The organism is Cyclobacterium sp. SOCE241, assembly GCF_056867545.1.
Window position 1 is genome coordinate 5,302,417 of sequence record NZ_CP149779.1, and the last position, 22,396, is coordinate 5,324,812.

At 38.3% G+C, this 22,396-nt stretch carries 20 protein-coding genes and 2 pseudogenes; 9 read left to right on the top strand and 13 right to left on the bottom strand.

Annotated elements, in window-relative coordinates; all coding sequences use genetic code 11:
* The first annotated feature begins 23 nt into the window (after nt 1–23).
* On the top strand, nt 24–1,802 hold the full coding sequence (locus WG932_RS26980; protein WP_483085975.1) for an efflux RND transporter periplasmic adaptor subunit: 1,779 nt from the start codon (nt 24–26) through the stop codon (nt 1,800–1,802).
* A gap of 125 nt (nt 1,803–1,927) precedes the next feature.
* A complete protein-coding gene (locus WG932_RS26985; protein WP_149394507.1) occupies nt 1,928–2,470 on the top strand; it encodes an SRPBCC family protein in 543 nt (180 codons plus the stop codon).
* A gap of 41 nt (nt 2,471–2,511) precedes the next feature.
* Here the strand turns inward: WG932_RS26985 and WG932_RS26990 are convergent, their stop codons facing one another.
* The 8 genes and pseudogenes from WG932_RS26990 to WG932_RS27025 all read right to left on the bottom strand — a co-directional run bounded on the left by WG932_RS26990 (nt 2,512) and on the right by WG932_RS27025 (nt 9,836).
* A complete protein-coding gene (locus tag WG932_RS26990) occupies nt 2,512–3,216 on the bottom strand; it encodes a 2-phosphosulfolactate phosphatase (protein ID WP_149394506.1) in 705 nt (234 codons plus the stop codon).
* Nucleotides 3,213–4,302 (bottom strand): annotated as a pseudogene (gene gcvT / locus WG932_RS26995) (glycine cleavage system aminomethyltransferase GcvT). The gene WG932_RS26990 and the pseudogene gcvT overlap by 4 nt, the downstream one beginning before the upstream one ends.
* A gap of 301 nt (nt 4,303–4,603) precedes the next feature.
* Nucleotides 4,604–5,977 carry a RagB/SusD family nutrient uptake outer membrane protein gene (locus tag WG932_RS27000; protein WP_483085976.1) on the bottom strand — a complete coding sequence of 458 codons (1,374 nt, stop codon included), beginning with the start codon at nt 5,975–5,977 and terminating at the stop codon, nt 4,604–4,606.
* An 11-nt stretch (nt 5,978–5,988) separates the two neighbouring features.
* Nucleotides 5,989–7,188, bottom strand: coding sequence for a TonB-dependent receptor domain-containing protein (locus WG932_RS27005; protein WP_483085977.1), 1,200 nt, complete (start codon nt 7,186–7,188; stop codon nt 5,989–5,991).
* Nucleotides 7,137–8,216, bottom strand: a complete 1,080-nt coding sequence (locus WG932_RS27010) for a hypothetical protein (protein ID WP_483085978.1) — start codon at nt 8,214–8,216, stop codon at nt 7,137–7,139. The genes WG932_RS27005 and WG932_RS27010 overlap by 52 nt, the downstream gene beginning before the upstream one ends.
* 50 nt (nt 8,217–8,266) lie before the next feature.
* Nucleotides 8,267–8,785 (bottom strand): TonB-dependent receptor plug domain-containing protein, encoded by a 519-nt coding sequence (locus WG932_RS27015; RefSeq protein WP_483085979.1) that lies wholly within the window; start codon nt 8,783–8,785, stop codon nt 8,267–8,269.
* A complete protein-coding gene (locus tag WG932_RS27020; RefSeq protein ID WP_483085980.1) occupies nt 8,748–9,056 on the bottom strand; it encodes a peptidase associated/transthyretin-like domain-containing protein in 309 nt (102 codons plus the stop codon). The genes WG932_RS27015 and WG932_RS27020 overlap by 38 nt, the downstream gene beginning before the upstream one ends.
* Nucleotides 9,057–9,509: 453 nt before the next feature.
* Nucleotides 9,510–9,836, bottom strand: coding sequence for a HesB/IscA family protein (locus WG932_RS27025; protein WP_014020811.1), 327 nt, complete (start codon nt 9,834–9,836; stop codon nt 9,510–9,512).
* Between the two features lie 303 nt (nt 9,837–10,139).
* Between WG932_RS27025 and thiL the strand changes: the two genes are divergently transcribed.
* Nucleotides 10,140–11,171, top strand: coding sequence for a thiamine-phosphate kinase (gene thiL / locus WG932_RS27030; RefSeq protein WP_014020813.1), 1,032 nt, complete (start codon nt 10,140–10,142; stop codon nt 11,169–11,171).
* 32 nt (nt 11,172–11,203) lie between these two features.
* On the opposite strand, the gene WG932_RS27035 is transcribed toward thiL, so the two are convergent.
* On the bottom strand, nt 11,204–11,581 hold the full coding sequence (locus WG932_RS27035) for a hypothetical protein (protein ID WP_483085981.1): 378 nt from the start codon (nt 11,579–11,581) through the stop codon (nt 11,204–11,206).
* Entirely contained in the window at nt 11,578–12,990 is a 1,413-nt protein-coding gene (gene rlmD / locus WG932_RS27040; protein ID WP_483085982.1) for a 23S rRNA (uracil(1939)-C(5))-methyltransferase RlmD, read from the bottom strand. Before rlmD ends, WG932_RS27035 begins: the two co-directional genes overlap by 4 nt.
* Nucleotides 12,991–13,285: 295 nt before the next feature.
* Here rlmD and WG932_RS27045 point away from each other — a divergent pair, with 295 nt between their 5' ends.
* The 6 genes and pseudogenes from WG932_RS27045 (at nt 13,286) to WG932_RS27070 (ending at nt 19,117) form a co-directional block, all read left to right on the top strand.
* Nucleotides 13,286–13,783 (top strand): TlpA family protein disulfide reductase, encoded by a 498-nt coding sequence (locus WG932_RS27045; RefSeq protein ID WP_483085983.1) that lies wholly within the window; start codon nt 13,286–13,288, stop codon nt 13,781–13,783.
* Between the two features lie 524 nt (nt 13,784–14,307).
* Nucleotides 14,308–15,119, top strand: a pseudogene (locus WG932_RS27050) (SDR family oxidoreductase).
* Nucleotides 15,119–15,805 (top strand): DUF4011 domain-containing protein, encoded by a 687-nt coding sequence (locus tag WG932_RS27055; protein WP_483085984.1) that lies wholly within the window; start codon nt 15,119–15,121, stop codon nt 15,803–15,805. The pseudogene WG932_RS27050 and the gene WG932_RS27055 overlap by 1 nt, the downstream one beginning before the upstream one ends.
* A 53-nt stretch (nt 15,806–15,858) precedes the next feature.
* Nucleotides 15,859–16,179 (top strand): AAA family ATPase, encoded by a 321-nt coding sequence (locus tag WG932_RS27060; protein ID WP_483085985.1) that lies wholly within the window; start codon nt 15,859–15,861, stop codon nt 16,177–16,179.
* Between the two features lie 11 nt (nt 16,180–16,190).
* Nucleotides 16,191–17,591 (top strand): hypothetical protein, encoded by a 1,401-nt coding sequence (locus WG932_RS27065; protein WP_483085986.1) that lies wholly within the window; start codon nt 16,191–16,193, stop codon nt 17,589–17,591.
* A 2-nt stretch (nt 17,592–17,593) separates the two neighbouring features.
* Complete coding sequence (locus WG932_RS27070; RefSeq protein ID WP_483085987.1) at nt 17,594–19,117, top strand: DEAD/DEAH box helicase; 1,524 nt, start codon at nt 17,594–17,596, stop codon at nt 19,115–19,117.
* A 95-nt stretch (nt 19,118–19,212) separates the two neighbouring features.
* Here the strand turns inward: WG932_RS27070 and WG932_RS27075 are convergent, their stop codons facing one another.
* From WG932_RS27075 to purD, 3 genes are read right to left on the bottom strand one after another with little or no spacing between them, the layout of a single operon-like run.
* The gene (locus WG932_RS27075; protein ID WP_483085988.1) at nt 19,213–19,686 is read right to left on the bottom strand and encodes a gliding motility lipoprotein GldH; all 474 of its coding nucleotides are present in this window, start codon (nt 19,684–19,686) and stop codon (nt 19,213–19,215) included.
* On the bottom strand, nt 19,676–21,055 hold the full coding sequence (locus WG932_RS27080; protein WP_483085989.1) for a PSP1 domain-containing protein: 1,380 nt from the start codon (nt 21,053–21,055) through the stop codon (nt 19,676–19,678). The genes WG932_RS27075 and WG932_RS27080 overlap by 11 nt, the downstream gene beginning before the upstream one ends.
* A gap of 45 nt (nt 21,056–21,100) precedes the next feature.
* The gene (gene purD / locus WG932_RS27085; protein WP_149394496.1) at nt 21,101–22,396 is read right to left on the bottom strand and encodes a phosphoribosylamine--glycine ligase; all 1,296 of its coding nucleotides are present in this window, start codon (nt 22,394–22,396) and stop codon (nt 21,101–21,103) included.

A 22,396-nucleotide genomic window follows, 5' to 3' on the forward strand; every position in this document is an offset into this window, starting at 1 on the left:
TGAGAACAAAACATAACCGACAAATGATGAATCAGTTAATAAAAAATAAATACACTCTTATTGGTGTTACACTTATGGCGGGTGTATTGCTAGGCTGGCTGATTAAGCCATCGGGAAATTCTGTTGAGGAATCAGCAACCCATGAGCATGAAATATTCGAATCCGGGATTTCTTCCATTTACACTTGTTCTATGCATCCCCAGATTCGACAAAAAGAACCTGGTGACTGCCCTATATGTGGAATGGACTTAATTCCTTTGGAAAGTGATACAGAAGAGGTTGATCCAATGTCAATTAGAATGACAGCAACAGCAATTCAGCTTGCAGATGTGCAAACTGTGATCGTAGGGAAAGAAAAAGCGATTAAAAGACTCAGGCTTTCTGGTAAAATTCAAGTGGACGAGCGCTTATTATTTACTCAAGCAAGTCATATTCCGGGTAGAATAGAGCAATTGATGGTGAATTTCACCGGAGAATATATAGCCAAAGGACAGCCCATTGCTTTAGTATATTCTCCGGAGTTGGTAACCAGCCAAGAGGAGCTTCTTCAGGCCTATAAAATAAAAGATGAACAGCCGTCTCTTTTAAATGCTGCCATAGCGAAACTTAAAAATTGGAAGGTGACTGATGAACAAATCAAACAGATTTTGGCAACTGAAAAGGTAATAAAAAATTTCCCGATCAAAGCCAATGTGTCAGGTTATGTCTCACAGAAATTTGCTAATCTGGGAGATCATTTAGAAATGGGGCAAGCCATTTATGAGGTGTCCAATTTGTCAAGAGTATGGGTGTTGTTGGATGTTTATGAAGCTGATATTCCTTGGGTGAAAATTGGAGATGAAGTAAGTTATTCGCTACAATCTATACCAGGAAAAACTTTTTCAGGGATAATTGATTATTTAGACCCAATTATAGACCCTGTCACCAGAGTTGCACATGCCCGTATAAGTGTGGACAACCCTGATTTGAAATTTAAACCGGAAATGTTTGTTACTGGAGTTGTCAATAGTACCATTTTAGAAGGTAAAGAAGCTATAGTAATTCCGAAGACAGCGATAATGTGGACAGGAACAAGATCTATTGTTTATGTTAAAAAATCCATTGCTCAAGGGGTGTCTTTTCAACTACGTGAAGTTTCCCTTGGTACAGCATTAGGAACTCAATACCTAATTACTTCCGGTCTTCATCCGGGTGAAGAAATTGTAGTCAATGGTGCATTTAGTATCGATGCTGCTGCACAATTAGCAGGTAAGCCAAGCATGATGAGTCCCGAAGGTGGCGTCAATATGTCTGGTCATAATCACGAAGATATGAGCAAGGTTAAGCAACAAGAAAGTTCGAAATTATCGATATATAATCAGTCTTCCCCTACTGATTTGTCTTCGGTCTTGGACCATTATTTCCATCTGAAAAATGCATTGGCTACTGATGATCTAACAAAAGCCAAGGCAACTGCAGAGGAAATGCTTAAAAGCTTGTCAAATGTGGAAATGACATCCTTGGAAGAGAGTGCTCCTATAGAATGGATGAAATACCATATGGCTTTATTGGGACTGCTTGAAAAAATAGAAGCACAAAATTCATTGGTGACTGTTCGTGAAACCTTTCTTTCAATTTCGGATAGAATGATAAAGTTAGTAGAAAATTTTCAAGCCCTAACTCATCCCCTTTACGTGCAATACTGCCCCATGGCAGATGCTAATAAAGGAGCAATCTGGTTGAGTAGAAATAAAGAGGTGATAAACCCCTATTTTGGAGAATCCATGTTGACTTGTGGAGAAGTCTTAAAAACGATAAGGTGATTATTTGGAGTGGAAAACATTCTTGTTGGTGATTTGTTTTGGTAATTATCTGATAATTGTTAAATTAAGTCAGTAATTGTAAAATATCAGCTGTTTATTCTGTCACCTAACAAATAACCCCAATTATGAAGATCGTTAAAATTGTTCTAGTCATAGTGTTAATTTTGGTGTCCATCCCATTGATTGTTGGGGTATTTGTAGACCAAGAATATTCGGTAGTCAGGGAGGTTACCATAGACCGGCCGAAGGATGAAGTTTATGAATATGTCAGGTTACTAAAAAACCAAGAGAATTTTTCAAGCTGGGCTTCCAAGGATCCCACAATGAAAAAGAGTTTTATTGGAGTAGATGGAGAAGTAGGCTTTGTGTCTGCTTGGGATAGCAATGATCCAAATGTTGGGGTAGGGGAACAAGAGATTACCTCCATAAAAAAAGGAGAGAGAATAGATTATGCTCTTCGGTTCAAAGAACCTTTTGAGGCTGAAGACAAAGCTTATATGGCATTCGAAGAAATTGATGATAACCATACCAAGGTCATCTGGGGCTTTGAAGGAAGAATGGATTACCCTATGAACTCAATGCTTTTAATGATGAATATGGAGGAAATGGTTGGGGAAGATTTTTCTGATGGGCTCCATAAACTTAAATCCATTTTGGAAAATAACTAAGCTACTCAATTAGGATGAGCTTGACCGATTTTAAAGGGGGATTAATGCTTTAACTTTAAACCTTCATCAGAAAGATACACCACAGAATTGTATTGGTCGATGCCTAAGCAAAAGTTAATGTCTTTTTCTAAATCATGGTTTTGAAGCCGTTTGGCGTGTGAAGCTTTTTGGAGAAAATCACTTAGGTTTGTGCCAACTTGCCTGTAAAGAGATTCCATAGCCAAGGTGGCATCACAATCGTGTTTCCAATTCAAAGCTAGAGATAAGGCACCTGCATAAAGAGAATCTTCTATATTAAATTTCCCTTTCCATCCGGCACAGAGCACCAATACATCATTGGTCGAGTTTTGTAAATAATTTGCAGTTGCATGCAAGTTTAAAAATGAACCTATCAGTACTTCTGCAGCCTGTTTCCTTGCTAATGAAATGGCCCTTGTACCATTGGTGGTGGTCATGGCTACATTTTCCTCTGCAAATTGTAAATTCAAATAAGCCAATGGGCTATTTCCCAAATCAAAACCTTCTGCTTGTTTCCCATTGCGTTCACCTGCGATCAGCCAGCCTTTTTCTTTATATGCTTTACATTGGTCTAAATCTTTGACAGGAAGGATGGTATTTACTCCATTGGAGAGTGCAGTCACCATGGTGGAGCTTGCCCTGAAAATATCAACAACAATTACAGTTTTATTGGTCAATTCATGTAATTCCAACAAATCAGGACTTACACAGGTTTCTATGGTTTTCATTTTTTAAGAAGGGGTAGTTTTTCTACTTTGGCCGCAACACTTTTTTTCTGATCTGGATTTTAATTTCAGTTCCCGCTTTCGCGTAGGCGATGTCTACATAGCCCAAACCTATACCTATACCCAAACTGGGAGATTGACTTCCGGAAGTAACCAGGCCAATTTCTTTTCCTTCTGCATTTAATATTGGATAATCAGCTCTTGGAATGCCTCTTTCTAGAAGTTTAAAGCCGATTAACTTTTTCTTAAGCCCTTCTTCTTTTTGTTTTCTTAAGTTTTCATGGTTGATAAAATCCTTGGTGAATTTCGTGATCCAACCTAAACCTGCTTCCAACGGAGATGTGGAGTCATTCAGCTCATGCCCATACAAACAATAACCCATTTCCAAGCGTAAAGTGTCTCTAGCCCCTAATCCGATAGGTTTAATCCCTAGTGGTTTACCTGCTTTAAAAATCTCTTCCCACACTTTTTTGGCATCTTCATTTTTTATATAAAGCTCAAAGCCTAGTTCTCCGGTATAGCCGGTAGCAGAAATTATTACATTCTCAACCCCTGCAAATGGGCCAATTTCAAAAAGGTAAAATGGAATATCCTTTAAAGAAACAGTAGTCAGAGATTGGATGGCTTCTATACTTTTTGGACCTTGAATAGCAAATAAAGAGGTTTGGTCAGAAATGTTTTCCAGCTTTGCATTTGCTGTATTGTGTTTTTGAATCCAATTCCAATCCTTGGAAATATTGGAAGCATTAACTACTAGCATATAACGCTCTTCTTCGAGTTTATAAACTAAAAAGTCATCAACTACTCCCCTTGATCATTTGGGAAACAAGTGTACTGGGCTTGACCTATTTTAAGTTTGGAGGCATCATTAGAGGAAACCTTTTGGATCAAATCTAATGCATGAGGACCTTCGACTATAAATTCACCCATATGGGAGACATCAAACACGCCTACATTTTCACGAACAGTATTGTGTTCTTCCATATCCGAGCTATACCTAACCGGCATATTATAGCCTGCAAATGGGATCATTTTAGCACCTAATGAATGATGTATTTCGTCTAGCGTTACTTTTCTTACTTCCTCCATTGATTGTTGACTTAATTTTAAAAGCCTAAAGGTAAGAATTGTGCTTAATTATATTGAGAATGTATTCGAAAAAGACAGCCTTTTTGGATACATTTTGACATCAATTAACTGGTGATAAAAGCAAAGGTAGGCTTTGAAAATACGTGAATTTTAATTTTTCTTTATTTCAGTCAACCTTGCACCATAATTTCAGTACTAATATGGGTAATGGAAAAATCCCATGGATATAGCAAACAGATAATAGCCAAAGGGCTATAAACTTGGGTTACCTAAATGTCTTGTTATCAATAGCTATTTCTTTTTAATATCCGGGGTTTTGGATCAATTTGCTGTTGGCTAATATTTCACGTTCCGGAATAGGGAAAACCAGTTTAGGGTCATCAAAAGCGTATGTGAGCGCAGGGTTATTATTGTCTATTACAAACCCTTGAGTCCTCTTTATGTCATGTAATATATGGCCTTCATGTGCCAACTCTAATTTTCTTTCCTTTAAAATATTTTCAATGGTAATGCTGCTTTTCTCTGGCAAAGATACTCTTCTCCTGATTCTATTTAGATCTTCGAGTGGCGTAGCACCCAAACTCGTTCCTTCCCGGAAATTGGCTTCGGCACGAGTTAAGTAGAGTTCTGCTAATCTTATAATTTTAACGTTTCTATTAGGGTCTCTCCATTTATCGGTACGTAGTGCTCCGGCTCTTTCTTGAAAAAGTTGCAGGCGATCGTCTCCGGCTTCGTATAGATCCAGGTGGGAATTTAAAATGCTGACATCCCCATCTCTACCACCAAATTCGGGCGTAGAATAAAATAGATGCATGGCATTCTCTGAATCCTGACTGTTTACTTGAATGGTGAATATATCCTCCTGACAATCAGATTCATTGTTGAATGCATCGGCATAATTGCTCATCAGCTTTTTGTCAAAGGAAAGGGCTAAGTTGATACTTCTGTTGGCAGCATCCCTTGCAGATGCAAAATCTCCCATTTGTAAAAAGACCCTTGAAAGCATGGCTGATGCTGTATAACTTGATGCAAATACACCATTTGTGTCAGGTAAACTTTGTTCTGCAACGGTCAGGTCATCAATTATTTGCTTATAAATATCTTCCACTGGATACCTTTCAACAATACCATTATTTTCCTCGCCTCTTGAGGGACTCAAGATTAGTGGTACACCTGGATTTACACTGGTATTGCCGGCGATATAGGGCTGACTGAATAACTTTACCAGCTCAAAATAAACAACAGCTCGGATAAAAAGGGCTTCACCTTTCACTTTATCTTGGTCAATCTCATTAACCTTAGGGATAGCCTCAAGGATATTGTTAGTAATGTTGATGGTGGCATTTGCTACAGTCCAAGTGTCGGTAACAAAAGTATTGTTGGTCAATAAACTTTTGTTCAACATTTCTCGGGGTTGTGTAAATGAGCCGGTCCACCTGACCTCATTGTTTGCCCCTAGCATTTCACTGTAGAGAAGCAGACGTCCTCCCCAAAGATCTGACTTACGTAGGTTAGCATATGCACCAACTAACACCCTCTTAATATTGGCATCATTGTCGAGGGCGGTACCTTCATCTATTTCCTGGGATGGCTTAATGTCCAAATTAGCATCGCAGGATAAGATAAAGAAGCTAAATAAAAGAATAAATAGTAGATGATAGAATTTTGAAGGCATAGTTAAATTGTTTAAAACCCTAAATCTAATCCTATGGAAAAGGTTTTAGCCTGTGGGGCTGTATATAGATCAACTCCTTGAAATAAATTAGCATTGGCAAAATTATTAGATAATGCCTCTGTACCTACTTCAGGATCCCAGCCATTGTATTTGGTGAATGTCAATAGATTTTGCGCAATAATATATATTTTGGCATCCTGAATTTTCAGTTTATCGTTCCATTTTTCAGGAAAACTATAGGCCAAGGAGATAGTTTTAAGGCGAAGGTAACTGCCATCAGAGATATACCTACTGGAGGCAGAACAGCCATTACATTGACCGAGTCTTGCTTGAGGAACGTCGGTGATGTCTCCCGGGTTTTGCCACCTCTCCATTTGGTCCACTGTATTGTTGTCAAACCAATAGGCATTATTGGAATAATAACCTCCAGCTGCTTGGTAAATTTTATTGCCGTAAACTCCTTGCAATAAAAAAAGTAGGTCAAAGTTTTTATAGGAGAGTTCATTGGTTAGTCCAGTGATAAAATCCGGGTTGGGACTTCCCAAAAACAATTTAGCCGCAGAATTATAATCATTGGTGGCTTCTGTTAGCTCCTCATTCGCATAATACAAGGCATCTCCATTAGCCGGATCAACGCCGGCATATTTAGGACCGTAAAAAACGGCCATAGGTTGATCGATAAAGATGCCATTTAGGTAACTTGAGTAGGGAGGAGGTATAGAAGTTTGGTCTTTGGAAAGCGATCGAACTCGGTTGATGTTTCTAGAAAAATTGAAGGAAGTACGCCAAATTAGATTTTTGTTGGCATAATTAATTGAGTTGAGCAAAATCTCAAAACCGTAATTTTGCATTTCACCTATATTTTGCCTTTGGGAAACAAAGCCGGTGGTTGCAGGAACAGGAACAAGTAATAATAGGTCTTTTGTAGTTTTATTGTAAAAATCTATTTCTCCTGAAATTCGATCTTCAAACAATCCAAACTCTAGTCCTATGTCAAATTGCTTGGTAGTCTCCCAGGTTAAATTTGGATTAGCAATTTGAGAGGGAGACAAGCCGGGACTTAGGTTATAAGAAAGAGGTTCATACAATCCCAAATGGTCGAAATCACCGATTAATGCGTTCCCTGTTAGTCCATATGAAGTCCGTATTTTAAAAAAGCTTAGGTAAGCATGGTCTTTAAGAAAGGATTCTTCACTAATAATCCACCCCAAGGATCCTGCCGGAAAAAACCATATTTCTTACTGTTTCCAAACCTTGAGGAGCCGTCGTACCGAGAGCTAAAAGCTAGTAGGTATTTTTCTTGGAGTGAATAGTTTATTCGAGCAAAATAGGATAAGAATGAAGAGCTGGTAAGTGTAGATGAACCATCAACAATCTCCGCGGCAGATTTAATTGTCTGTAGATCATCTAATGGGAATTCTCTACCGTCTACACTCGTAAATCTGGTTTCGGTGTTTTGGTAGGACATGCCAAAGGTAGCTTTTAAATCATGATCTTCTTGAATAGCTGGTCGGTAAGTGAAGAAGTTATTGGTAGTATAATTAGTGACTCTTAACCATCTGGAAGAACCATAACCATTTGAACTTTGTCCGGTAGCGGTGAGGGATCCAAAATACCTGTCATCATTTTGAGTGATATTGTCTAATCCAAACTCAGACCTAAAGCTCAGTTCCTTATTGATTTTCACTTCCCCAAACACATTATTGAGATTTCTTAAACTGCTGGTGGTCCAACTGGAATTTTCAGAATCGATTAAATTGTTGTAATAAATTGTAGTAGGGCGGTCATATAAATTTCCATCCAAGTCTCGCAAAGGGGATATGGGTGCCAAAGCCACCAGCTGCATGGGACTATTGAACAGATTGTCGCCGGGCAAGGTGTTGGTGGAGGTGCTCGATAGACTGAAATTTGCACCTAGGGAGAAATTTTCACTTAGCTGGTGCTCTAGATTTAACCTTCCTGATATTCTCTCTAAGCTATTCCTGATCAAGATTCCCTCTTGCTTGTCGTAGGCACTTGAGAAATAAAACTTAGTTTTATCATCCCCTCCTGAAGCTGAGAAATTGACATTTGTTACCCCGGCATCTGTATTAAAGGCTTGGTCTTGCCAGTTGGTATTAACACTTCCTGTTCTCCAATCAGTATGACCTGCATATTGGTCCAAGAAATTTTCAACATATTCAAGTTGTGAATTTGGGTATTCGTCAGGGTTATTTATCGGATCTATGCTTGCCGCCAAGTCATTGTTATATCCTGCTTCTCTGAAGAGTTCTACATACTGACTGGCATTTAAAAAACTCTTTTACGGGTAGGACTACTATAACCTCTTTGGATACCTACATTAAATTTAGTTTTTCCTGAAAAGCCTTTATTGGTAGTAATGACTACTACGCCATTCGAACCTCTAGCTCCATATATTGATGCAGCCGCAGCGTCTTTCAATACATTTATAGTAGCAATATCCCTCATATTAAGCATGGCCATAGGGTTGCTGTTATCAATGCTTCCCGAAGAGGTTACTGGTATTCCGTCAATAATATATAATGGGTCATTGCCTGCTGAGATGGAACTTGTGCCTCTGATTCTAACCTTTACACCATCCCCAAGTTTTCCACTGGCATCAGCTACAAATACCCCAGCAAGTCTTCCTTGCAATGTCTCTTGAAAATTTGGAACCGGAATATTGGCAATATCCTGTCCATCAACTTTGGAAATATTTGCAGTGAGGGAAGATTTGTTTATGCTTCCATACCCAACTACAACTACTTCGTCAAGCGAATTGAGGTTGGGTACTAAGCCGATGTTCAATTCCGTACTTTTTGTCACTAAGATTTCCTGAGAGACATACCCCATTGAGGAAAAAGTAATCAAGGCCCCCTCCTTTTAAGGCAATACGGTATTCACCTATATTATTTGTAGTGGTGGCGTTGCCTGCTTCTTGGACGTTAATAAGTACTCCGGGAATTCCATTACCATCTTCCTCTGAAGTTACTTTACCGAAGATTGTGATGGTTTGGGCAAAACCGATAGTCGGGAATACACATAACAAAGCCAACACAATAAGTATATTGCTTTTCATAGATAAGCTGTGGATAATTAAAATCGCAATAGTGGTGATAATAAATCCTAATTTGTAATAGGACTTTAGTTTATTTCTGTGGGTTAAACTTTATTGTTAAGCTGAGACTAATGTAATAAAAAAATAACTATTGGTACAATCTTGATAAAATTATATTTAATTTTCTATTAATATTTCTTATATGGATTAAGCAATTTAAAGTGTTATTTTTTGTCAAATGAAGCAGGTGTAAATGATAATGCCTTAGTGCTTTATGTATTCTTTCTCAGGACCTACTCACTAGGGGAGATTATTTTATTGTCCTATTCTTTATTTAACAAAAAGGCAATAGTTGGGATGGGAATAAGGTGGTTTTTAGTTTTAAGGGGCGTTTAAAAAATGCCTATAAGGGAAAAAAATACCCAAAATAAGGCTTGTTTTTCCTTATTTTGGGTAAGTGAATTTTATTATTTTTTAAATGGAAAAACTTTCTCCGCATCCACAAGTTCTTGAAGCATTTGGATTGACAAATTGAAACCCTTTGCCGTTCAATCCATCTGTGAATTCCAAAGTTGTGCCTGCCAAATAAAGCAAGCTTTTTCTATCCACGATTATTTTAACTCCTTTGTCTTCAAAAATTTGGTCGGAATCGGTGGTTTGGTTGTCAAATCCTAGGTCATACATTAAGCCTGAACAACCACCTCCTTTAACGGAGACCCTTATGTTTTCCTCTTCATTCCTGTTTTCTTCTTGTCTAAGTTCAAGGATACGATCCTTGGCCTTTTCTGAAACGATGATCATATCTATTCAAATTTAATTACCCTATTCATTTTAACGACAATTAACCGGTAATGTTAGAAATAAATTCCATTTTTCCTACCGAATTATTTAGCAAAGTTAACAAATCAAATGGAAATAGACGCTTTTTCTTGTTCCAAAGGGAATTTCTATGTTATGAAATAATTGAGTTTAAGGTAAGTGGGTGTAATTTTCAGCCTTCAAGAATGCCTATCAACGAAATGGCCAACTCACAAATATGTTGTACTTTTGTATTTGAAATGGATTGCCCGTATATGAATGGGAAAATAGCAGATAATAAATACTATGGATAAGGAAAAAAGGACTGAAATTTCAAATCTTGGAGAGTTTGGGCTTATTGATATGATAAGTGAAGATATCAAAACCAATCATTCCAGTTCTATTAAAGGTATTGGAGATGATGCCGCTGTAATTGGTGAAGGGGATGATCTTCGTGTGGTGACGACTGATTTACTTTTAGAGGGAGTTCATTTTGACCTATCGTTTACTCCATTAAAACATCTTGGATTTAAGGCTGTGGCTGTAAATGTAAGTGATGTGGCTGCCATGAACGCCATTCCTACACAAGTGACTGTTGGCATTGGGCTTTCCAGCCGATTTTCGGTAGAAGCTGTAAAAGAATTGTATGAGGGGATTAAATTAGCAGCGACGCATTACAATGTAGATATTGTAGGTGGAGATACCACTTCGTCCAGAGCCGGTTTGGTTATCAGTATTACTGCCATTGGAGAAGTAAAGAAGTCTGCCATCAGCTACAGGTCAGGAGCTAAAGTCAATGATATCATTTGTGCTACTGGTGACTTGGGTGCGGCATTTATTGGGCTTCAGATACTGGAACGTGAAAAACAAGTGTTTTTATCCAATCCTAATATGCAACCGGATTTGGAAAAATATCCATATATCACCGGAAGACAATTGAAACCGGATGCCAGAATGGATATCATTCATGAATTTAAAGAGATGGGCTTGGTGCCTACCAGTATGATTGATGTTTCTGATGGGTTGGCTTCAGAATTGTTTCATATTTGTAAGGCATCTGATGTTGGTGTAGCCATTTATGAGGATAAATTGCCCATAGACAAGCAGACATTTGACACAGCTGTGGAGCTAAACCTAGACCCAATTACCTGTGTGTTAAATGGTGGTGAAGATTATGAGTTGCTCTTTACTATCAATCAAGATGATTTTAAAAAACTGGAGAAGCATCCTGATATCCATTTTATTGGGCATGTTACTGAAAAAGACAGTGGCAAATACCTTGTTACAAAAAGTGGTACTGCGGTTGAATTAAAAGCCCAAGGCTGGGTACATTTTTAATCCCTGCCTTGAGTTGGTTTTTTATACATTCCTTATTCTTCGGGATAAGGAATGTATAAAAACTTAGTAAATTCAGCATCCACTACAAAAAGACAACAGAATTCATCCGGGTCTTTGTAGGCCGCCTTAAACTGTTCTATTCCATCTTCCTTTATTAATTTTCGCTGAATGAATTCATCCAAATAGGTGATGTAATAATTCCAATCCAATGGTTTTTCTTTGTTACTGAGAAACATTTGCCCAATGGGTTGTTCCTCTTTGCTAATAGGGAAAATTGGATATTCTGAGAATTTCCTTTTTCTTACTTGGTAGGCAGCTTCTTTAAGTGTTTCACTTATTTTTACAAAATCACTGCTGATAGTGCCCAAGTATTTTCCATTCAATTCCGGGTCATTTTCATTGCTGATCATTCTTGCTCTTTTATTTTAAGTAAAACTACATTTTCAACGTGGTAGGTTTGGGGAAACATGTCTACCGGCTGAATTTTGATCACATCGTATTTTTCAGCCAGTAAGGCAACATCCCTTGCTTGAGTAGCCGGATTACAACTTACATATACTATTTTTTCGGCTTCCAATTTTAAAAGCATGTTTACAACATCTTCATGCATACCGGCCCTCGGGGGGTCAGTAATGATGACATCTGCTTTTTGATGGTTGGAGACAAATGTGTCGTCCAATACATCTTTCATGTCTCCGGCGTAAAACAAGGTGTTGTCTATGTTATTACGGATGGCATTTTCCTTTGCATCTACAATGGCTGGTTCCACATATTCAATGCCAATAACTTGTTTTGCATCCTTTGCCACGAAATTTGCAATGGTTCCTGTGCCTGTATACAAGTCATATACGACTTCATTGCCACTTAGATCGGCAAATTCTCTTGCGACTTTATATAGCTCGTATGCCTGAGATGAATTGGTTTGGTAAAAAGATTTAGGGCCAATTTTAAACTTTAATCCTTCCATGGTCTCTTCAATATAGTCCTTACCGGCATAAGTATGGACCTCCAAATCTTGAAAAGTTTCATTTTTCTTAAGGTTGATGATGTACATCAAGGCCGTGATTTCAGGAAAACGTTGGTGTAAGAACTCCATTGTTTTATCAATACCTTCTTGGTCATCTGCCCCAAATTGAACAATAACCATCGACTGCCCGTCCAGGGTGGTTCTGATAATTAAGTTGCGCAGTAGGCCTGTTTGATTGATAATGTCATAATAACCTAAGCCTTCTTTTAAGGCAAATGCACCCAATTCATTTCTAACATCGTTGGAAATATTGCCTTGCAGGTAACAGTGATCAATATCAATTATCTTGTCAAACCTTTTAGGAACGTGAAAACCCAAGGCATTTCTTTCGAAACTTTCTCCCGAGTCAATTTCTTCACGGGTAAGCCATCGATTGTTAGAAAAAGTGAAATCTAGCTTATTTCTATAATATTGGGTTTTTTCAGAGCCAATTATTGGCATTACTTGTGGTAAGGGTACTTTGGCAATCCTTTCAAACTGGTCGATGACCTGTTGTCTTTTATATGTCATCTGTAGTTCATAGGAGATGTGTTGCCACTTACAGCCCCCACAAACACCAAAATGGCTACAAAATGGACTGACCCTATCAGAAGAGTATTCATGAATTTTTATTGCCTCAGCTTCCAGAAAGCTACTGCGTCCTTTCGTAACCCTGACATCTACCACATCACCCGGGGCAACATTAGCTACAAAGACCACCTTGCCTTCATGGTGTCCTACACATTTTCCCTCGGCAGCTATTCTTTCGATTTTTAACTGCTCGAGGACCTTATTCTTCATTTTTCTTGACATAGCTCGCAAAATTAATCATTTTCGGTCAAAGGGCTGAACATTGTTCTTCTTGGTTTCAAACTTTTATATATCTTGGTCAATGCTGTCCTAAGTAATTTTTGATTTATCAGATTAATTTTATAACTTATAGCTTAGTAGTTAACGCTGTTAGGAAATAATTAGGTGCAATTTTCAAACTATATTTTAACAGAATTCAATCCATTAATTTTTTTGCTGTTGGTTAATCAATATTATTAAAGTAGGTCTACTTAAAAATAAAAAGGCTTAAAAAAACGATACCCGAAATAAAAATTTCATGAAAAATATTATATGGACAATAATAGCAATAGTGATCTTAAGCACTTCGTGTTCAAATAATTCGGATAAAATCACTTACCCCAAAGGTTTGAAAACCTTTTCACTAAATGATTCAATAGAATTTGATGAAAAGTGGTATGATTATAAATATAAAATCGTTGTTTACTCAAATGGTTCCTCTGCAACCTTTATTAAATGGGCTGAGGCAATTGAAAAATTTCCGGAAATAGCTTTTCTATTTTACATTGATAAAAAAGACTCTACTAAAATAAAGGAAAGGTTAAAACAAAGAGAGTTATATTGGCCAGTATTTTACGATCCTGAAAGCAAATTTCTAGAATCAAATGAAATTAAAGGCCTTGGAACTCGTCCCTATTATTATTTTATTTTCGCAATTAAAGACGACAAAATAATTGATAGGCCAAAAAAGAAAAACAACCCCATGTTTCCTGAGGATTTTGAGAAATATTTAAATGATTTTTTATCAGAGGATTAAACAAATAAATTTTAAACGTGATAGTTAAAACTTAAAAAAAAGACTGTCCTGATAAAACCATTAGGTGGTAAACCTACCATTAGATGAGACGAAAATATTATCTTTATGAAGAAATGGCGTCCTAATTAACTAGAACGCCATTTAATTAAATTAACAATCACAAAGATAACATTGTTCATAAGCTGCACTGCAACTTTCACTGGTGTAGTAATCAGGATCACAATTGTAAACTGTCATCACACCTTCACAACATTTCATTCTTTGATAACAACTAGCATCCGCATTAAAAATTGGTGCCATACCAATAGTCATAGCAACAGCACTTTCAGCCCTTATCGATTTTCTTTTCCTTTACCAATTTCTTAAAAATTGACGGGTCAATTTTTTTAATAATCTGTGAAAACAATGTAATATTACATATAAGGGGGTCCTTTTTTGGCTCAAACCTAAAATGACTATTTTGGGCAAAAAATGGAATCTCTTATTTTTTGTTTAGGACGGAATTGTATCTTGGTTAAAAAAATATGGAAATAAAGAATAAAGTGGTTGTTGTTACTGGGGCCACCTCAGGAATTGGGCAAGCTTGTGCCCTTATTTTTGGTAAAGCCGGGGCTAAAATTTGGATTACAGGTAGAAGCCGAGTTAAATTAGATGAAACATTGCTCCTGCTTCAAAAGGAAGGAGTTGAGTGTGGAGGTGGCGTTTGTGATGCAGCTAAGGCCGTGGATAATGAAAAAATGGCTCTAGATGTTGTTCAACATTATGGGAAAATAGATATATTGATTAACAATGCGGGCATAAGTATGCGGGCCTTGTTCAAGGACTTAGACTTGGAAGTCTTTCATCAGGTAATGGATATTAATTTTTGGGGTACGGTGTATGCTACCAAATACTGCATGGATGAAATTCTTAAAAATAAGGGAGCCATTATTGGCGTTTCTTCAATCAATGGTTTTAGAGGAACCCCTGCGAGAACTGCTTATACAGCCAGTAAATATGCGATGAATGGCTTCTTTGAGTCTTTGAGGACGGAAGTGATGAAGTTAGGCGTACATGTTTTGGTAGTTTGCCCGGGGTTTACCGCCTCTAATATTAGAAACAATGCCCTATTGGGAGATGGGAGTAGTCAAAGTGAATCGCCTAGAGCGGAAGATAAGATGATGTCGGCAGAAGAAGTGGCTGAATCCATGCTGAATGCTCTGCGGAAAAAGAAAAGAGACCTTGTGCTAACTCGCCAAGGGAAATTGGCAGTTTTTTGAACAAATGGATTCCCGGAATAATGGATAAAATAGTTTACAACCATATGGCCAAGGAAAAAGACTCACCCTTTAAATAATGTCAAAACTAAAAGATGTACTTCGGGTTTATTTGAATAGGTTAGTAGATCTCTCTTCTAATAACCGTTCCATATTCCTTCCCAAAATCATTTCCAGCCAAATGATTGATTTGAAGGATTTTCATTTTTTAAATAACCATGCATCTTTTTTCTACATATCTGAATTACTAGGGAGGAAAAGAAATATCCCTTTGATTCAGGTACTTGACAGTAGGGATAAAAATGTCAACCAGCTTTCTGTACGCTTAAAACGGCTGAAGCAGCAAGTTAATTTTACCATTGAAGAAACCGGCGAAAAAAGTTTATTTGTGGGTTGGCCGTTTGTTGAAGGCAAGCTACTAAATGGCCAACTGACGCGTTGTCCATTGGTTTTCTTTCCGGTGGAGCTTGTTTTAGATGACAAAACCTGGTATCTAAGAAAAAGTGTAGGGGAGTTGCCATTTTTAAACCCTTCCTTTTTACTGGCCTATAGCCAGGCAGTTGGTAAGCCTTTTGATGCAGAGTGGTTGGAGACCTCCCTTGAAGATTTTCATAAGGATGCCATGGGATTTAGAGCAGATCTTTATCAGCTACTCAAAAACCAGGTAGAATTAAATTTTAGCCGAGAAATTTATCAGGATCAATTGGAATTTTTCCCGGATAATAACAGGGAGTTTTTGAAGAATCCCTTGAAGTTGGATTGCTGAAATTAAAGCCATACGCCATTTTGGGTCAGTTTTCTCAAAAGAGTTCTTTTCTGATGGATGATTATGAACAATTGATTGACCAAGCTGATCAGGAAAACCTTGAGGCCCTTTTTTCTGATTTTTTCGCTAATAATTCCGAAAACCCACACCCTACCACAGAAAACAACTTGTACAATACATTCCCAATTGATGCAAGCCAAGAAGCTGTCATCAATTTTATCAAGTCGGGAAACTCTTGTGTGGTCCAAGGGCCACCGGGTACAGGGAAGTCTCAGCTCATTTGTAATATGATGGCTGATTTTGCCTCCAGGGGCAAAAAGTTTTGGTGGTTTCCCAGAAACGAGCGGCTCTTGATGTGGTATATCAGCGAATAGCTTCACAGGGTATGGCAAATTTTACTGCTTTGGTTCACGACTATCGAGGGGACCGAAAAGAGCTTTATAAAAAAATAAACCATCAAATAAGTTCACTTGAAAACTATCAGTCCTTAAATAATTCTATTGATGCCATACAATTAGAAAGGAACTTCAGCCAGATGTGCACCAATATAGAAAGGTATTCAGATTTTTTTGATGCCTACAAGGAGGCTTTGTATGATACGAACGATTGTGGTGCCCCAGTCAAAGAGCTATACCTAACTTCAGATTATGGAAGTGAGGGAATTGATATGACCCAATTCTACAGAAATTTCCGGTTAGATGATTTAGATGAGTTTTTAAATGATTTTGAGCAATACCAATATTACTATAGAAAATTTCAAGTAGCCTCTTCATTTTGGTTGCATAGGGTTAATTTTTCAGACAAGGGGCATGAAGCTATAAGAGGTGTGAAAGCTACCTTTGAAGAGCTGTTCTTGGTGAAAATTACTGCCAAAAACGACTTGAATTCCATGCTGGCGGATACCTTTGAATATGGGCTAATTTACCAGTCTTTCCAGCAAAAGGAAAGGGTGGATGCTTTGAGCTTGGCCATTAGCGATCCACAGGTGTATGAGAAGTTCAAGGCTCTTATGGCGCATGAGGCAGGAACGCTTGATCGCTTGTGGTTAGAGAATAAGGTAGACATGATCAGAAAATTACTGATGAATGAAGGGGTGGAATGGGGGATAAGTGATCAAGACGTGGAAGCTACCTTAGCCCTGGCTTTAGATGCTTTGAAGCAGTTGGATTCATGGTATGGTAAAATATCCATGAATTTTAATCAAAAGAAATATTCTGTTATCAAATCATTACTTGAGAAAAATGGTTTGCAAAATAGCAAAGATGACCTTTCCATCTTGGTACAAAGGCTTGAAAACAGGATGAATCTTAATCATCAATACGCTTTATTGAAACAGAAATCTTGGATAAAACTTCCCGAAAAACCTTTTACCATTGAGGCTTTTGAAGAGGTGTCGACTTTGCACGTTAAAGCGTTGGCTGCCAGGTTTATCATGAACGAACTTGGGGTACTGGCTTCTTATTTTTATAAACCCCAATTTACTTTCAATCATTTTCAGCATTTGCTGGAGGGGGTAAGTGTAATTAATGATTGGGTGGAGAATCATTTTTCTACATGGCGTGAATACCTCACCGAAATTCAAATCAAACACCTCTTGAGTGCAGAGGATGAAAAAGGGCTAAGGGAAATCCAGTCAAATCTTGACAAAGATGTAGATGAGTTGAGCCGTTTCGACAAGCTAAGGCACATCATGTCGGAGGAAGAGAAAAAAGTAATAGAGAAATTAATTGATGAATTTCCCGATCGAAATTATGATTCTCTGAAAGAAGTTTTTTATCCAGTTTGAAAGTGAGTTGGATCAGCCACTTAGAGGCCAAATACCCGGTCTTAAAAGAAATCTATGGTCCCCAAGTCAAGTCAAACATTACTGATTTTGAGAATTCTGTTGAAGAGAAATTAAAAATCGCACGTTTTATTATTGAGATGAGGTTAAGGGAAGGGGTTTGTTCCAATTTGGAATACAATCGGCTAAACAACCTTATTTCCTACAGAGAACTGGGGCATCAGGTAGGGAAAAAGCGACAAATTTGGTCTGTGAAGAAATTAATTGCTCACTATAAAGATGAAATATTTAGACTGATTCCTTGTTGGCTAGCATCTCCAGAGACAGCATCTGCGTTATTTCCTTTGACACAATTCTTTGATTTGGTAATTTTTGATGAAGCCAGCCAGTGTTATTTTGAAAGGGGCTTGCCTTTGATGTTGAGAGGGAAGCAAGTGGTTATTGCAGGAGATCGGCAGCAGCTTCAACCCTATGACCTGTATCAAACCAGGCTACAGGCTGAGGAAGAGGAAACAATGGAAGTGGAAATTGATGCCTTGTTGGAGATGGCAGCTCAGTATTTCCCCACCTATCATCTACAGACCCATTATAGAAGTGCCACTTTACCCTTAATAGATTTTTCCAATAGAAATTTCTATAATGGGAAGTTAAACATGTTGCCTGACAGAAAGGTTTTGAATAGTGGTGATCATGGATTGAAATTGATCAAAGTGGAAGGAGAATGGAAAGACCAAACCAATATTCAGGAGGCTGAAGAGGTAATGGCTCAGTTACAAAGTGCTCGGGCAATCTACCCTTCAGATAGCATTGGTATCATTACCTTCAATTATCATCAAATGATGCTAATTTCCAGTTTGATAGAAGAAGATGAAATATTGTCTCAAGATGAAAAGATTCGGGTAAAAAACATTGAAAATGTTCAAGGGGATGAGTTTGATCAGGTGATTTTCTCTGTAGGATATGCTAGAAATCCGGAAGGAAAATTCACGGCTAATTTTGGTCTCCTTTCAAGAAAGGGCGGTGAAAATAGGTTAAATGTAGCCATTACAAGAGCTAAAAAGCGAAATGTTCTTATTTCTAGTTTGAAGATGTCTGATTTTAAAGACCGGCATTTGAAAAATGCCGGTATCAGGTTATTAAAGGAGTACTTAGTGTTTGTAGATAAGGTGCAGCAAGGGACTGCAACCATGGCATTGAGACCTGATGCGCTAGGGTATGACAGAAATTGGTCTTTCAGAGACCGGTTGATAGGTAATTATGGGAGTCATGAGATTGTTGAAAACCCCTATTCTGCAGTGATGGATTTGGAGGTCAATGAAAATGGTAAAGCTGTGGCGGCTATTCTAACTGATGATCAGCGGTTTTTCTCCTCACAAACGGCCAAAGAGGCCTTCGTATATCACCCTCGACTGTTGTCTTCTAGAAACTGGAACATCGTTTTTTTATTTAGTCGCCAATATTGGCTAGATAAAGAAGACTTGTTACAAACCAAACTGGCCCAGGTAAAAAGCCAGTCTGGTGAAGGGTAGGAGCTTTTAGAAATTTATAGGAACCCCCGAATTTTTGTGTACGGGCTTAAAACTATGATTTGCTCACAATCATTACCTATGTGTTATGCCTTGGATCAATTGTTTGCGTTAATTTTCAAACCGACAGATTCGATTCCGGAGAGGGTGTCCTTCCGCATGTATTGTACAAAATGATAAGTTGATTTTGCCGGAACCATATTACCGGGAAGGGTGTCATACATTATCCTTCTATTTCCATAGCCCTGACCAAGGGGTTTTCCGGTTTTGGGATCAAACAATTGTATGTTGAGAAGAGTGTCTGAAAGGATTTTACGCGAACTATCCTTTAGGAAATAGCGAACATAGAGATTGTTGTATTCATATTTATCGTCATACCGCACGCTCAAAATAGAGCGAGTCCCAAGGTTTGTCTCTTGTGAGTCCATTTGGAAAGAAATGGTGTCCGTCACCACCCATTCATATTCTTCAAGATCTTGATAAGATTCATATATACGGCCATTGTTGCAAGCTACACTTGCCCATAAAATGAAAGCTAGCAAAGCAATGGCAAATATATTATTATTTTTCATCAGGCTTATTTCTGTTTTCTCCACCTCTAGGGCCTTTGTTTCGATTGGGTTTCCGTCTTTTATTTCTACTATTCCCTTGATTTTTTGGCGCTTTTGGATCGGTTTCTTTTGGAGGAGCTCCGTTTTTCCCTTGCGCATTTTGAGGATTGTTTGACCGTTTAGGTGGTCTTTTGTTTTTGTGATTTTGAGGTTTATCTTCAGGTTTATTTTGTCTTTTCTGAGGGGTTTCCTGTCCTTTATTTTGAGGATTTGATTTTCTGGATCTATTTTTCCTTTTCTTTTTGGGTCTTGAATTAGCAAATTTTTTATCCAATAATTCAAGGTCTTGATTGGTTTTATTGGTGTCAATTTCCCCATCAAAGGCCTGGTCTTGTTGAAGACTAAAGGGCGTAATTCCTTTTGCATTTTGCTCAATTATGACTTTCACCCTGTCACAATCAATTGAATGCCAATTGTTGTCATCATTGTAACTAAACCACATCAATCTGCGAAAGATGTCTGTCTTTTGAAGTTTGGCTTTTCCGGCTTGTGTTAGTAAGGGTTTTTCTATATTGGGAATGTCTTCCAAGGCACTCATATAACTTTCCAGCTCAAAGTTTAGGCAACATTTTAACCGCCCACACTGGCCCGATAGTTTACTGGGGTTCAAGGAAAGATTTTGGTACCTGGCAGCAGAAGTTGTGACACTCTTGAAATCATGAATCCAGGTTGAGCAACAAAGTTCTCTTCCGCATACGCCTACACCACCTAGCCTTCCGGCCTCCTGCCTAAGGCTAATTTGCCTCATTTCCACCCTGATTTTAAACTCTGATGCCAGAAGCTTTATCAGTTCACGGAAATCAACCCGGTCATCTGCGGAGTAGTAAAAGGTGGCTTTGGAATTGTCTGCTTGGTACTCAACATCAGACAGCTTCATGGAAAGCTTTATTTCATCGATTATCTGCTTTCCTCTGTATATGGTAGGTACTTCTCTGTTTTTTGCCTCTTGCCATTTCTCAAGATCCTTTGGGGTAGCTATCCGGTAGATGCTTAAGATATTGTCATCGTTTTTGATTTTTCTTTTTTGCATTTGGAGCCTAACCAGCTCTCCTTGCAAGGAAACATAGCCAATATGGTGGCCGTTTGGTACATCCACCACCACAGGGTCACCTGTGGTGAGTTGAAGGTGTCCTGAATTCCTATAATAATCTTTTCTGCCTCCTTTAAATTTTACTTCTACAATATCAAATTTGTCTACTTCCGGTATTCCCATATGGGATAACCAATCGAAAGCATTCATTTTATTACAATCGCTGGTGCCACAACTGCCATTGTTTTGGCAGCCACCAACAGCAGTAGCGTCGGTACTGCAGTTTGCGCATCCTGACATATTATATATATATTTTAGGGAGTTTCCTCCTCGTGAATATGGGGATTAATTACCTAATTTGAGGATGTCTTGTCCTATGTCTTTTCGGTAATTAGCTTTTTCCCATGTGATTTCGCTTACTCTATTGTAAGCATTCTCAATCGCCTTTTCCACGGTGTCTCCCAAACCGGTAATACCTAAAACTCGACCACCATTCGTGGTAATCTGCTCACTGGTATTGGTTTTGGTTCCTGCGTGAAAGGTAATGGCGTTTTTAATGTTTTTCTTTTCAAGCCCTGAGATTACCTTACCTTTTTCGTAGGCTTCCGGATATCCTCCTGCCACCATCACGACAGTTGCTGCCGTAGTTGGCGCAATACTAAGGTTATAATCTTTTAGGGTTTTGTTGGCAGTAGCATTTAATAATTCCAGAAAATCGCTTTCTATTCTTGGAAGCACTGCTTGGGTTTCAGGATCTCCCATTCTAACATTGTATTCAATGACATATGGTTCTCCTTCCATATTCATTAAACCAATGAATAGGAATCCTCTGAAATCTATTCCATCTTTCTTAAGGCCTGAAATGGTTGGCTTGACAATTCTTTCTTCCACCTTGGTCATGAATTCACTGTCCGCAAATGGTACAGGACTGATGGCTCCCATGCCTCCGGTGTTGGGGCCTGTGTCGCCTTCTCCAATCCTTTTATAGTCTTTGGCCTCAGGAAGTATTTTGTAGCTTTCACCATCTGTGGCAACAAAGACAGAGAGTTCTATTCCGGTAAGGAAAGTTTCTATAACGACCCTAGTGGAGGCTTCTCCAAATTTTTGGCCAATTAACATGTCCCTTAAGCTTTCCTCCGCCTCTTCATAACTGCTGCAAATCAATACACCTTTTCCGGCAGCAAGTCCATCTGCTTTAAGTACGATGGGAAGGGTTTGTTTTTTCAGATATTCAATGCCATCCTGTAAGGTGGAAGGGGTGAAAGTAGCGTAAGAAGCTGTAGGAATGTCATGGGATAACATGAAATTTTTAGAGAAATCTTTGCTTCCTTCAAGTCTTGCTCCTGATTTTCCCGGACCTACAATAGGAATATCCTTAACTTCAGGAACTTCAGCCATATAATCCCTTAAGCCTTTAACCAAAGGCTCCTCTGGTCCCACCACCAGTAGGTCAACCTTCTTTTCAATACAAAAGTCTTTAATGGCCTCAAAATCATTTACTCCTATGGATACATTATGTCCGAAGGCCGAAGAACCGGCATTACCTGGTGCTATCCATAAATTTTCGCATTTTTCACTTTGTTTAATTTTCCATGCAAAGGCATTCTCTCTGCCACCGCTCCCTATAAGCAATATGTTCAT